Here is a 13,430-nt window from a genome sequence, read left to right as displayed (position 1 = left end):
GCCGTGTTCTGCCCGTTCTGGTTGCTCTGGCCGTTTTATCCGCCGGGGAAGCCGCCGCCGTTCTGGCCGTTCTGTCCCCCGCCGCCGGGGATCCCGCCCCCACCGGGACCGCCGCCCCCGCCGCGGTTGAAACCACCACCACCCGGTCCGCCGCCCACGCCGAACCCGCCCGACACCGACGGCCCCGCCGACGGGATCGACCCGGTGTGCGGCTCCGAGGCCGTCTGCACCGCGTAGGCGGCCGGCCCGGCCAGCCCGACGATCACCGCCACCCCGGCCGCGATCATCGCGAGCCGCTGAGCCAGTCTGATCGACGCCGCCACCGCGACGGCGGCGAGAATCCCCACGATCAGGACCGGGAGCCGCAGCCAGGGCAGGAAGTCCTCGCTGCGTCCGAGCAGCACCCACGACCACCAGGCGGTGACCGCGATAGCCGCGCCCATGGTCAGTGCCGCGACGATGTTCTGCCGGTGCTTCCACAGCAGTGCCGCACCCATGGCGACCACCGCGCCCACGGCCGGAGCCAGCGCCACCGTGTAGTACGCGTGGAAGATCCCCTGCATGGCGCTGAACACCAGTCCGGTGACGAGCAGCCACATCCCCCAGACGATGAGCCCGGCCCGTTGCAGGTCGGTGCGCGCCCGCCGAGCGGTGATCACGAGCCCGGCCGCGAGGAGGATCAGCGCGGCGGGGAGCAGCCAGGAGATCTGTCCACCCTGGGCGCTCTCGAAGAGCCGTAGCGGTCCGCCCTCGCCCCACATGCCGCCGGCGTTGCCGCCACCCCCGCCGCCGACGCTGCCCGTCTCGTCGCCGTTGAGCCGGCCGAGCCCGTTGTAGCCCAGGGTCAGTTCGAGGATGCTGTTGTTCTGCGAGCCGCCGATGAAGGGCCGCATCGACGCCGGAACCAGTTCGACGATGGCGATGTACCAGCCCGCCGACACGATCATCGCGCCGAGGGCGAGCAGCAGCTGCCAGATCCGTTTGCCGAGCTTCGGCGGGCCGGCGATCAGGTACGCCAGGCCGAACGCCGGCACCACCAGCAGCGCCTGCAGCATCTTGGCGAGGAAGCCGAAGCCGACGAACACCCCGCACAGCACGATCCACTTGGTGGAGCCGGTCTCCACGGCGCGCAGGGTCGCGTACGCGGCGGCCACCATGAGCAGCACGAGCAGCGCGTCCGGATTGTTGAACCGGAACATCAGGACGGCGACCGGGGTGAGCGCCATGACCGTACCGGCGAGCAGGCCGGCGACCGGCCCGAAACCGCGGCGGACGGTCGCGTACAGCAGGCCGGTGGCGGCGACGCCGAGCAGGGCCTGCGGGACGAGGATGCTCCACGAGCTGAGGCCGAAGATCCGCACCGACAGTGCCATGATCCAGAGGGCGGCGGGCGTCTTGTCCACGGTGATCGCGTTGGACGCGTCCGACGAGCCGTAGAAGAAGGCCTTCCAGCTCTCCGAGCCGGCCTGGACCGCGGCCGAGTAGAACGCGTTGGCCCAGCCGGACTCGCCGAGCCCCCAGATGTAGAGGACCCCGGTCAGCACCAGGAGGGCGATCAGGGAGGGCCGGATCCAGGGAGCATCGGTACGCCCGAGAAGGAGACGTGCCGCACCGGTGCGATCACGGGACGGCGGTGGTGCCGGCGCCACCGTCTCTTCGGAGGGCAACAGCAGGGTCATCGGGTACTCCCCAGAAGCGGCGGATGCGTACCCGATGAAGGTTCGGCCGGTGCACTGTCGCACCCTTGTGGCCCCACTGTGCGATCCCTGTGAGTCCCGAATGGACCCACAGGGATCGAGGCACGTCAGCGGTTGCGGCGCTTCGCGGAGGCCGTGGCCAGGCGGTCCAGAACCTCGACGGTGGCGTCCCAGCCCATGCACGCGTCCGTCACGGACTTGCCGTAGGCGAGCTCGCCGCCCAGGTCCTGCCGTCCCGGCTCCAGGAAGCTCTCCAGCATCACACCGCTGATCCCCAGGTTGCCGGCCTCCATCTGCTGCGCCACGTCCTCGACCACCAGCGGCTGGCGCAGGTGGTCCTTGTTGCTGTTGCCGTGCGAGCAGTCGATCACCAGACGCTCCGGCATGCCGGCCTTGCGCAGCAGCGCCAGCGACGCCTCCACGTCCTCGGCGCTGTAGTTCGGCTTACCACCGCCGCCGCGCAGCACCAGATGGCAGTCCGGGTTGCCGGCGGTGTGCAGGATCGCCGGGGTGCCCGAGTAGTCGATGCCGGGGAACACGTGCGACGCGGCGGCGGCCTCGATCGCGTCGACGGCGGTGGCGACACTGCCGTCCGGGCGGTTCTTCATGCCGATCGGCATCGACAGCCCGGAGGCGAGCTGCCGGTGCACCTGCGACTCGACGGTCCGCGCCCCGATCGCGCCCCAGGCGACCGTGTCCGCGATGTACTGCGGGGTGATCGGGTCGAGGAACTCCACCGCCACCGGCAGGCCCTGGCCGACGACCTCGAGCAGCAGCTTGCGGGCGATCCGCAGGCCGGCGCCGACGTCACCGGAACCGTCGAGCGCCGGGTCCATGATCAGACCCTTCCAGCCGACCGTGGACCGCGGCTTCTCGAAGTACACCCGCATCACGATCAGCAGGTCCTCGCTGAGCCGCTCGGCCTCGGTCCTCAGGCGCTGGGCGTACTCGGCGGCGGCGACCGGGTCGTGCACCGAGCACGGGCCGACCACCACGATCAACCGTTGATCTCGGCCGTTGAGCACGTCCTCGACCTGCTTGCGGCCGGCCAGCACGGTGTCGTGCAACGCGCTGGTCAACGGCAGCTCGTGGTGCAGCAGCGCCGGGCTCATCAGCGGGACGACCTTCTCGATGCGCTGGTCGCGGACGCGCTGTACCTCTGGGGCGGTCATGGCGTTCTCCTTAGAAGCGCCGGCGCCCGGGGCGAGAGCCGGCTTGCTCATGGCAAACAAAAAGGCAGCGACATCGTCGCTGCCTCAGCCGGCTCCGGCGGGGGTGTCTCAGGTCATGCGGTCATGGCCGAGGCACCGGCGCGAGCCGGCCTCGTAAACCAATAGAAGAAAGACGCAGAGTGAGACACGCCCGCCAGCATAGCCACATCACCGGACCGGATGCAGCATCTGGGGCCGTTGTTCAGCTGTTGGGACGACCGGCGGTGGGCCGAGCGGCAGCATCACGGTGAAGACGGTCTGCCCGGGACGGCTCTGCACGCCGACCTTGCCGCGGTGCGAGGAGACCACCGCGTGCACGATCGACAGGCCCAGGCCGGTGCTGCCGGCCGCGCGCGACCGGGAGCTGTCACCACGGGCGAACCGCTCGAAGATCCGCGGAGTCAACTCGGCCGGGATGCCCGGACCGTTGTCGATCACCTGGACCACGGCGGCGTTCGGCATCGCGCCGACCTTGACCGTGACGGTCGAGCCCTCCGGTGTGTGCGTGCGGGCGTTGGCGAGCAGGTTGGCCACCACCTGGTGCAGCCGGGCGCCGTCGCCGATCACGGTGACCGGCTCCTCGGGCAGGTCGAGCTGCCAGTAGTGCCGGGGCCCGGCGGCGTGCGCGTCACTGGTGGCGTCCACGGCGAGCATGGTCAGGTCGACCGGGTCCTGGGCGAGCGGCCGGCCGGCGTCCAGCCGGGCCAGCAGCAGCAGGTCCTCGACCAGGGCGGTCATCCGCTTGGCCTCGGACTCGACCCGGGTCAGCACGTGCGAGATCTCCGGCGGGATGACCTGGCGGCTGCGGCGGCTCAGTTCGGCGTACCCGCGGATGGCGGCGAGCGGGGTGCGCAACTCGTGGCTGGCGTCCGCGACGAACTGCCGGACCTGCATCTCGCTGGCGTGCCGGGCCTCCAGGGCGTTGCCGACGTGGTCGAGCATCCGGTTGAGGGCGGCCCCGACCTGTCCCACCTCGGTGTGCGGGTCGGTGTCCTGCTCGGGGACCCGCTGTGCGAGGCGTACCTCACCGCGGTCCAGCCGGAGTTCGGACACCCGGGTCGCCGTCGCCGCCACCCGGTTCAGAGGCAGCAGGGTACGCCGGATGATCAGCGCCCCGGCCCATCCGGCGATGAGCAGCGACCCCACGATGACGCACCCGGTGAACGCGGCGACGGTGATGAGGGTGGTGTTGACGTTCTCCAGGGAGAGGCCGACGTAGCGGGTGGCGCCGTTCTTGACCGTGGCGACGATGAGGTACTCCGGCAGGCCGCCACCCAGGTCGACCTGGACGATCTTGCCGGTGGTCGGCACCTCGCTGGTCATCGTGGCGATCGCCTCCGCGGACAGCGCGGTGAACGTCAGGCTGCCGTTGTCGTCGGTCCCGGTGGGCTCCAGGAAGTCCACGATGCCGCCCTCGGGTCCCGAAGTGGGATCGACCGTGTAGACGAGGGCCTTGGTCGGCGGGTTGCCGGGGATCTCACTGTCCGGTTGTCCCTGGGGCGACTGCTGCGTCTGGTACTTGCGGCTGCCCATGCCGGGGAAGTCCTGCTTGTTGGGGCCGCCGTTGACGCGCTTCTCGACGTCCTGCAGCTCGTTCTCGATCTGCGAGTGCAGCGAGTTGTAGAGATACAGCTCGGCGGTGCTGCCGACGACCAGGCCCAGAACCGCCAGCAGGGCGATCATTATGGCGACCAGCCGGGTGCGCAGGGGCCAGCCCGCGGGGTTACGCAGACGGGCGGCCAGGGACGGGGTGGTGTCGGCAGCGGGCATGATCAGTCGGCCGGCTTGAGGACGTAGCCGGCGCCGCGCATGGTGTGGATCATCGGCGCGCGGCCGGCGTCGATCTTCTTACGCAGGTACGAGATGTACAGCTCCACCACGTTGGCCTGCCCTCCGAAGTCGTAGTTCCAGACGCGGTCCAGGATCTGAGGCTTGCTCAGGACTCGACGCGGGTTACGCATCAGGTAGCGCAGCAGTTCGAACTCGGTGGCGGTGAGGGTGATCAGGTCGCCGGCCCGGCGCACCTCGTGCGAGTCCTCGTCCAGGGTCAGGTCACCGACGACGAGCTGCGACTCGGTGCGCATCGGGGCGTGCCCCATCCGGCGCATCAGGCCGCGCAGCCGGGCCACCACCTCCTCCAGGCTGAACGGCTTGGTGACGTAGTCGTCGCCGCCGGCGGTCAGCCCGGTGATCCGGTCCTCGACCGAGTCCTTCGCGGTCAGGAACAGCACCGGGACCTCGGGGGACTCGCCGCGCAGCCGGCGCAGCACCTCGAGGCCGTCGATGTCGGGGAGCATCATGTCGAGGATGACGGCGTCGGGGCGGAAGTCGCGGGCGGTGCGCACCGCGGTCATCCCGTCGCCCGCGCTGCGGACCTCCCAGCCCTCGTACCGCAGGGCCATCGAGAGGAGCTCGGCCAGCGTCGGCTCGTCGTCCACGACGAGGACACGGACCGGGGTCCCGTCGGGCCGCCGAAGTTCGGTGCTGGAGTCTGCGTTCGCCATCGTCATGCCCCTACTGTGCGGGGCGACGCTCGGCGCCCGCTTTCCGTTTCCTGTGTACGAGCTGTGTCCTTGCGCCACAGGCCGCCCACGCGGATGACACAGGGCGGGGACAAGGGGCGCCGTCATGGTTTTCGGCATGACGCTTCCAGCCCATGAGGCATTCCACCAGTCTGCCCGGTGGCGTGGCGAACCGGGCAGAACGCACAGCAAACCCATAATGGGCGGATGCCTCATGCGCCCAAGGTGCCCGCGGCGCTGTCCGCCGCGGCCTTCCTCCTCCTCTCCGGCGGCCTGGCCCTCCTGCTGCTGAGACGCTGACTTGCGCAGCAGAGTGACGTGGGAACACTCGCCGTACGCCCGATGTTTGTGAAAGCGTTGGTCATCAGGGTCGGAGGGCGAGCGTGGGGAGCATGCACGTGGATCTTCTCGAGGAGTACCGCAGGGCCACCTTCTTCTTCGAGGCGGGCGATCCGCTCGCCGCCTCGCGGCTGCTCGAGCCGATAGTCGAGGCCGAACCGCACAACACCGCAGTCCGTCAGCTGCTCGCCCGGGCCTACTTCAACTCGGCCCAGCTGAACGGGGCGGAGACACAGCTCCGGGCACTGATCGAGCATGATCCGTCGGATCATTACGCGCATCACGTGCTCGGCCGGACCCTGGAACGGGCCGGACGCTTCCGCGAGGCCTTGCCGCACCTGCGCCTGGCCGCCGCGATGAAGGCGCAGAGCGACTATCAGGAGGCGCTGCACCGCGTCGAGACGTGGCTGGGCAAGGCCGGCGCCGCATAGGCTCTGTCCTGTGAAGCTGAAGCTGGACCTGCACGACATCTTCAACAAGGGCCACGAGATCGACCGGGCCCTGCGCGGGATCATCGACGAGGCCATCGCCAAGAAGGCGAGCCTCGTCGAGATCATCCCGGGTAAGGGGAGCGGCGCCCTGAAGAAGAAGGTGATCCGCTTCCTCGACCAGAAAGAGATCAAGCAGCTCTATCACCGGGTCGAGAAGGACGGCGACAACTGGGGGCGCCTGTTCGTGCACTTCCGTCACGACGCCCCCACCGGCCGCCGTGGCCGCGGTCGGTGACCGGCTAGATCGTGTAGCTCTTCGCCACCGCGACCATCTCGCTGCTGTGTGAGCCCATCACGCCGACGCCGGCCGGGCGCGGCTGGAAACCGGGCATCGCGGACACGTCGTCGCTGGCGTCCATCGCCCGCAGCTGGACCGGGCCGGTGCCCTGCACGGTCAGCGTGACCTGCACGCCCTCGGCGGGCGGGGCGTGGAAGACGAAACCGAAGCCCCAGCCGCCACCGGCCACCGTGCCGGTCTCGACCGCGCGACCACCGACCGTCGCCGCGGTCACGGTCGTCGCCGCGGCCACGTGCAGGGTGACGAAACGGGCCGTACGCTGCGGTTCGACCAGCAGGTTCAGGGTCCGGCCACCGGCTGACGGCGCCTGCGAGACCAGGGTGACGGCGGGCGCGGGCAGCGACGCGGCCGGGGCCGGGCCGGTGCGCAACAGCTCCGGTCCGAAGGCGGGCAGCGTCGCGGCGACCTCGGCGGGCTCCTGCGTCACGTACCGGGTGGTCCACTCCTGCGGTTCGCTCTCCTCACTGAGCCACCGGGCGGTGTTCGTGTCAGCGTCGAGCGCGTACATCAGGTGGGTCAGGGACGGGTGTTTCGCATCGAACCGGTCGACGGCCAGCCCGGTGGCGGTGAACACCAGGAACGCCACGAAAGCGGCCAGCCCCGGCACCATCGCGAGGCGGCGGTCCCGGAGCGCGACCAGGCCACGGGCGCCGTCCGGTGCCGGGTGCGCCAGGTCGAGTGCCGGCAGCAGGGCCAGACCGAGCAGCGCGGTCAGAAACGCCCCGATCCCGGCCATCGGCATGCCCAGCGCCGGGAAGAGCATCACGATCGTCGGCGCGAGGACGACGACCGGGACCAGGGCGCCGGCGACGATCACCGGGACGGCGGCGAGCGGGCGGACGTGGATCGCGATCAGCCCGGACAGGGCCACGGCCAGGGCGGGAAGCGTCGTCAGGTAGGCCCCGCCCGGCGTCAGGATCGCGAGCGGGACGCCCAGCACGGCGAGCCAGAACGCGCCACCGACGGCGAGGGCGGCGGCACCGACGCGACGGCGCAGCAGCACGAACCAGACGAGCACGACGGTCGCGGCCAGCGCGACGACCGCCGACCTGTACCACAGTGGACGGTACGGGTCGATGGGCATCCCGGCGTACTCCGGGCGGACCGCCACCAGTGCCGCCCACAGCCCCTGGGCGAGCGCCGGCGCGAGCACCACCGGCACCAGGGCGAGACCGGCCGCCGCCACCAGCCGCCGGCCGCTCGCCCGGCCCCGGCGCCGGACCAGCCAGCCCAGGGCCAGCACCGCCACCAGCGCCAGGATCGCCAGCGGCAGCACCAGGCCGCCGGGGTAACGGACCAGCACACCCAGCGCCGGGAAGTAGGTGGCGTCGGCGTCGTCGTCGAGCGCCGCCAGGTCACGGCCGCCCAGCTCCCGGGTCAGCGCCAGCAGGTTCTCCCCGTGGTGCTGCAGGCTGTCGCGGTCGAGCGCCTCCGGGGTGTCGGTCGGCGCGTGGTAGACCGCGGCACCGTCGATGTACGCCGAGTTCAGCCCCCGGAAACCCGCTTCCCGGAACGCGGTGAAGTCGGTGTCGTTGGGCAGCAGACGGTAGATCTCCACGGCGAACGACGTGCCGACCGGGACGGGCGTCTCCGCGTACGCATCGACCAGATCCTGATTGCCCGCCGAGGTCTCGAACATGATCGCCGGACCGGAGCTGCCGCGGGCCTCGAGATTGAGCACGACGCCGCCGGAGCGGGCCAGCGGGTGCTGGTCGACGAAGGCCTTGGCCCCGCAGAGGCAGGCCTCCTCGGCGTCGGTGAGCACCAGCACCACGTCGTTGCGCAGCCGGTCGCCGGCGGCGGTCAGCGCCCGCGCGGTCTCCAGGATCGCGGCGGTCCCGGACGCGTCGTCGTTGGCGCCCGGGCCGGACTGCGCCGAGTCGTAGTGGGCGACCAGGAACACCGGAGCGGTCGAGGCGGTCCCCGGGATGCGGGTCACCACGTTGCGCACCCGGGCCAGGCTCGTGCCGCCGGCGCTCGACGACAGCGCGACACCCTGGACCGAGACGGTGTCCTGCACCTGCGGGGTGAGTCCGAGCCCGCGCAGGGTATCGATCAGGTGGTCGCGGACGGTGTCGTTGGCCGCGCTGCCGGCCGGATGCGGGCGAGAGGCGATGGTCCGGATCTGCGCGAAGGCGCGCTCCGCACTGAAATCACCGGCCGCCGCGGTGTCCGGCCGGGCCGCGGGCGGCAGGATCGACCGGACCGCGGCGAAGCCGGCCAGCGCCAGAACGGCGAGGGCGGCGGCCGCGGCGACGGCACGCCGGGGCGGACGGGTGAGGGCGGAATCACGCATGGATGACATCTAAGCGCCCGGCTATGACAGCCGGGTACCCACCGGGATCGGTTCAGGCGGGCGATAGCGTGTTGTGGGTGACAGCCCCGTTCGACCCAGCCGCCGTCATCGCGGAGTTCATCGACGCGGTGTCCCCCTACAACCCGCATCCGGAGGCCGCGCCCGTCGCCGTCGTCGGTCTGCGCACCGCGTACGGCGAAGACGTCTTCACCCTGAGTGACCATGTGATCCGTGCCATGTGCCGGGCGCTGGAGTCCTATCGCGACCCCGAGGACCGCGGCGACTGTGCCGGCTGCGGTGGCCGCCACCTGGACGAGAACCTGCACTGCCGCGACTGCGGGCGCCTGCACGGCGTTCTCGGCCAGGTCATCGCCGAGCACATGCGCCGGGCCGCCGCCGACGGAGAGGCGCCCCGGCCGGGAGGCCCGATGTGAGCTCAGGTCACGAGGTGGTGACCGAAGTTGTGCACCCGGCCCCGGTGGTACACGATTTGCGGGTCACCTATGCGTCGAGTGGGGAATCCTGATGACGGAGCGGTCGCTCGCCCCCCGGCGGTATGCGACGGAACAGTTGCAACGGTTGCGGATCCTTCTCGTCGAGGACGACGAGGGCGACGCCTTCCTGGTCCGTGAGCTGCTCAGCGAGGCGGAGGCCCCGTTCCGGCTCACCGTCGCCAGCACCCTGCGCGAGGCCACCGGTCTGGTCGCCGACGCCGACTGTGTGCTGCTCGACCTGGGTCTGCCGGACGCCGAGGGCATCGACGGCCTGCGCAAACTGCTCGCCATCGCGGACAACGCCGCGGTCTGTGTGCTCACCGGCCGCTCCGACGAGCACCTGGGCGTGCAGGCGGTGGCCGAGGGCGCCCAGGACTACCTGGTCAAGGGCCAGGTCGACGGCGTCCTGCTGATCCGTTCGCTGCGGTACGCGGTGGAGCGCAAACGCGCCGACGAGAACGCCCGCCGGTTGCGCGAGGTGGAACTGCTGCAGGCCGAGTCGGCCCGCCTGGAACGTGGTCTGCTGCCGCAGCCGCTGATGCAGACGTCCGAGGTGACGGTGGAGACGTTCTACCGTTCCGGGCGCGCGCTGGGCCTGCTCGGCGGTGACTTCTTCGACGTGGTGCAGACCGGCGACCGGCTGCACGTGATCGTCGGCGACGTGTGCGGGCACGGGGTGGACGAGGCCGCTCTCGGCGTCGAGCTGCGGGTCGCCTGGCGTGCGCTGGTGCTGGCCGGTGTGCCCGAGGACCACGTGCTCGCCGCTTTGGAACAGGTCCTGATGACCGAGCGCCGGGCCCGGGAGGTGTTCGCCACGGTCGCCTCGGCCGTGATCGACCTGCCGGGCAACCGGGCGACCGTCCGGCTGGCCGGTCATCCGCAGCCCGTCGTGCTCGCCGGGGGCAAGGCCGAGCCGGTCGCCGCGCGTACCGGCATCGTGCTCGGGGTACGTCCCACTCCCACGCCCGCCACTGAGTTGGAGTTCTCCGGCGATGACTGGTCTCTGCTGATGTACACCGACGGACTGATCGAGGGACACATCGGCGCCGGCAACGAGCGACTGGACGTGGACGGCCTGTGCCGCCTGCTCGGCGAGCCGGCCGCCCGTGAGGTGCCGCTGCCCGACCTGCCGCCGTGGCTGGTGGCCCGGGCCGACCAGGCCAACGGCGGCCCGCTCACCGACGACGTGGCGATGCTGCTGATCTCCCGTGGCGGTGGGCGGTGAGTCTGTCAGCGGTCCATTCCTGGACCCTGCGTCAGCGGATCATCGCGTTGTGCGCCACCGTCGGGATGCTGCTCGCCCTGCTCGGGGTCTTCGCCGCGGTGACCGCCGCGGAGAACAACCGTCAGCTGGACAACGTGCTCGACCGGGCCAGCCCGATGCGGGCGGCCGGCGAGACGCTGAACACCGCGGTGGTCGACCAGGAGACCGGTGTCCGCGGGTACGCGATCACCGGCCGGGACGCCAACCTGCTGCCCTACCGGAGCGGCCTCGCCGAGGAGCGTAAGCAGGTCGACCGGATCGAACGCCTGCTCGCGCCGGGTGAGGACGACATCCGGGACGCGTTGCGGGTGGTCGAGCAGCGGGCCGACGCCTGGCGGGCCGCGGTCGCCGATCCGGTGATCGCCGCGGTCGGCACCGGGGGAACTGCCGCCGCGCAGGACGTCGTCGAGAACGCCGCCACGACCGAGTTCGACCAGCTGCGGGCCGCCATCGCCGAGATGCAGAACCACATCTCGGTGCTGCGGGCCGCGTCCGCCGACGCCGCCCGCGACTCCAGCCAGGCGCTGGTGGCCATCGAGATCGCCGCCGCGGTGATCATCGTGCTGGCCGGCATCATCCTGCTGGTGCTGCTCGACCGGATGGTCAGCCGTCCGGTCACCGACCTGGCCGCCCAGGTGCGGCAGGTCGCGTCCGGCGACTACGACCGGCACATCAACAACGAGTACGGCTCGTCCGACCTGGTGGCGCTCGCCGAGGACGTGGACCGGATGCGCCAGCAGATCGCCAGCGAGCTGAGCGAGGTCCGGCAGGCCCGGCAACAGGTCGAGTGGATCAACCAGCAGCTCCAGTCGCAGGCCGAGGAGCTGACCCGGTCGAACCGCGACCTTGAGCAGTTCGCCTACGTCGCGTCGCACGACCTGCAGGAACCGCTGCGCAAGGTGGCCAGCTTCTGCCAGCTCCTGCAGCGCCGGTACGCGGGTCAGCTCGACGAACGCGCCGACCAGTACATCGGGTTCGCCGTCGACGGCGCCTCCCGGATGCAGCGGCTCATCAACGACCTGCTGGCGTTCTCCCGGATCGGCCGGCTCACCAGCGGATTCTCCGACATCGACCTGAACAGGTTGCTCGGAGAGGTGAAATCGCAGCTGGAGAGCCGGGCCGGTGAGGACACCGAGATAACGTGGTCGGGACTGCCCATGGTGGAGGGTGAGGAGCCGCTGCTCACCACCCTCTTCGTGAACCTGATCGGCAACTCGCTGAAGTTCCGCCGGCCGGACGTGCCGCTCGTGGTCACGGTGACCGCGGAGCGCGACGGATCCGAGTGGCGGATCAACGTTCGTGACAACGGCATCGGGATCGAGGCCGAGTTCGCCGACAAGGTGTTCGTGATCTTCCAGCGGCTGCACGCCCGGGACGCCTACGAGGGGACCGGGATCGGGCTGGCCATCGTCAAGAAGATCGTCGAATACCATGGCGGTCGGGTCTGGCTGGACGTCGACGTGCCGGAGGGCGCTTCGATCTACTTCACGCTGCCGGTGATGCCCGGTGCGGACGAGCCGGAGCCCTCCGAGGGGTCCGGAAAGGTGATGGTGGAGCAATGAGTGACACCCGGGAGAGCGGGACACCGATAGAGGTGCTCCTCGTCGAGGACGACCCCGGCGACGTCCTGATGACGCAGGAGGCGTTCGAGGAGCACAAGGTGCGCAACCGGCTCACCGTCGTCTCCGACGGCGCGGAGGCCCTGGCCTATCTGCGACGCGAGGGGCCGTTCACCGGCGCTGTCCGCCCGGACCTCATCCTGCTCGACCTCAACCTGCCCAAGCGTGACGGCCGCGAGGTCCTCGAGGAGATCAAGAAGGACGACGACCTGGGCCGGATCCCGGTGGTCGTGCTCACCACGTCGTCCGCCGACGAGGACATCCTGCGCAGCTACCAGCTGCACGCGAACGCATACGTGACCAAGCCGGTGGACTTCGAGCGTTTCATCGCGGTCATCCGGCAGATCGATGAGTTCTTCGTCTCCGTCGTGAAGTTGCCGCCGCGTGCTTGATCAAGTCGCCGACATCATCCGCGAGGTGGCCCGCACGATCGTGCTGCCCCGTTTCCAGCACCTGTCCGCGGACGAGATCCACCAGAAGGTCCCCGGCGGCCACGACACGGTCACCATCGCCGACCAGGAGTCCGAGCGCGAGCTGACCCGCCGGTTGACGGCCCTGCTGCCCGGTTCCGTGGTGGTCGGCGAGGAGGCGGTCCACGCCGATCCCGCAGTCCGTGACCTGGTGGGCGTCGCCGGCTACGTGTGGATCGTCGACCCGGTCGACGGCACGAACAACTTCGCCGCCGGCAAGGGACCGTTCTGCGTGATGGTCGCCCTGGTCCGCGACGGCGAGCCGGTGGCGGCCTGGATCCTGGACGTGCTCGCCGACAGCATGACGGTGGCCGAGGCCGGTTCCGGAGCACACCGCGACGGCGTACGCATCACCGTCCGCACCGACGATCCCGGTGCCGCCGCCCTGACCGGGGTGATCGCCCACCGGTACTTCCCGGACGACCTGCGCACCCGGGTGGTGGCCAACGCCGCCGCGTTCAAGCAGTTCAGCATGGGCCGGCACTGCGCGGGCTACGAATATCCCGCGCTCGCCACCGACGAACAGCAGTTCGCGATGTTCTGGCGCATCCTGCCCTGGGACCACGTGCCCGGCTCGCTGATCGTGCGCGAGGCCGGCGGCGTGGTGCGGCACCTCGACGGTGGCGTGTACCACCCGACTGACCACACCCGTGGTCTGCTGGTCGCGACGAACGCCGATATCTGGGACACCGTCCATGAAACGCTGTTCCCGGATGGCGTTGTCTAAAG

General features: G+C 70.6%; 12 protein-coding genes. 7 read left to right on the top strand and 5 right to left on the bottom strand.

From position 1 onward, the window contains the following. Positions 1-35 precede the first annotated feature (35 nt). From WH85_RS29370 to WH85_RS29355, 4 genes are all read right to left on the bottom strand, one after another. A complete protein-coding gene (locus WH85_RS29370) occupies positions 36-1,679 on the bottom strand; it encodes a glycosyltransferase family 39 protein (protein ID WP_157411275.1) in 1,644 nt (547 codons plus the stop codon). 125 nt (positions 1,680-1,804) lie between these two features. Then, positions 1,805-2,869: a 3-deoxy-7-phosphoheptulonate synthase gene (locus tag WH85_RS29365; RefSeq protein ID WP_045745263.1), complete on the bottom strand. Its 1,065-nt coding sequence runs from the start codon at positions 2,867-2,869 to the stop codon at positions 1,805-1,807. A gap of 207 nt (positions 2,870-3,076) precedes the next feature. Then, entirely contained in the window at positions 3,077-4,678 is a 1,602-nt protein-coding gene (locus tag WH85_RS29360) for a sensor histidine kinase (RefSeq protein WP_045745262.1), read from the bottom strand. 2 nt (positions 4,679-4,680) lie between these two features. Beyond that, entirely contained in the window at positions 4,681-5,418 is a 738-nt protein-coding gene (locus WH85_RS29355) for a response regulator transcription factor (protein ID WP_045745261.1), read from the bottom strand. Positions 5,419-5,828: 410 nt separating this feature from the next. On the opposite strand from WH85_RS29355, the gene WH85_RS29350 reads away from it, so the two are divergent. Both WH85_RS29350 and WH85_RS29345 read left to right on the top strand, forming a co-directional pair. Next, a complete protein-coding gene (locus tag WH85_RS29350; RefSeq protein WP_045745277.1) occupies positions 5,829-6,200 on the top strand; it encodes a tetratricopeptide repeat protein in 372 nt (123 codons plus the stop codon). 10 nt (positions 6,201-6,210) lie between these two features. Then, on the top strand, positions 6,211-6,495 hold the full coding sequence (locus WH85_RS29345) for a Smr/MutS family protein (protein ID WP_045745260.1): 285 nt from the start codon (positions 6,211-6,213) through the stop codon (positions 6,493-6,495). A 4-nt stretch (positions 6,496-6,499) separates the two neighbouring features. Here WH85_RS29345 and WH85_RS29340 read toward each other — a convergent pair whose 3' ends face one another. Further along, positions 6,500-8,854 carry a M20/M25/M40 family metallo-hydrolase gene (locus WH85_RS29340; protein WP_045745259.1) on the bottom strand — a complete coding sequence of 785 codons (2,355 nt, stop codon included), beginning with the start codon at positions 8,852-8,854 and terminating at the stop codon, positions 6,500-6,502. 77 nt (positions 8,855-8,931) lie between these two features. On the opposite strand from WH85_RS29340, the gene WH85_RS29335 reads away from it, so the two are divergent. From WH85_RS29335 to WH85_RS29315, 5 genes are all read left to right on the top strand, one after another. Continuing rightward, positions 8,932-9,288: a hypothetical protein gene (locus WH85_RS29335; RefSeq protein WP_045745258.1), complete on the top strand. Its 357-nt coding sequence runs from the start codon at positions 8,932-8,934 to the stop codon at positions 9,286-9,288. Between the two features lie 91 nt (positions 9,289-9,379). Further along, positions 9,380-10,573, top strand: coding sequence for a PP2C family protein-serine/threonine phosphatase (locus WH85_RS29330; protein WP_045745257.1), 1,194 nt, complete (start codon positions 9,380-9,382; stop codon positions 10,571-10,573). Then, a complete protein-coding gene (locus tag WH85_RS29325) occupies positions 10,570-12,174 on the top strand; it encodes a CHASE3 domain-containing protein (protein ID WP_045745256.1) in 1,605 nt (534 codons plus the stop codon). The genes WH85_RS29330 and WH85_RS29325 overlap by 4 nt, the downstream gene beginning before the upstream one ends. Further along, complete coding sequence (locus tag WH85_RS29320) at positions 12,171-12,623, top strand: response regulator (RefSeq protein ID WP_045745255.1); 453 nt, start codon at positions 12,171-12,173, stop codon at positions 12,621-12,623. Before WH85_RS29325 ends, WH85_RS29320 begins: the two co-directional genes overlap by 4 nt. Beyond that, positions 12,616-13,428, top strand: a complete 813-nt coding sequence (locus WH85_RS29315; RefSeq protein ID WP_045745254.1) for an inositol monophosphatase family protein — start codon at positions 12,616-12,618, stop codon at positions 13,426-13,428. The genes WH85_RS29320 and WH85_RS29315 overlap by 8 nt, the downstream gene beginning before the upstream one ends. Positions 13,429-13,430 lie beyond the last annotated feature (2 nt).

The sequence above is a fragment of the Actinoplanes rectilineatus genome (assembly GCF_000962825.1).
Taxonomy (GTDB): Bacteria; Actinomycetota; Actinomycetes; order Mycobacteriales; family Micromonosporaceae; genus Actinoplanes; species Actinoplanes rectilineatus.
This window is presented reverse-complemented; position numbering and strand designations above follow the sequence as displayed.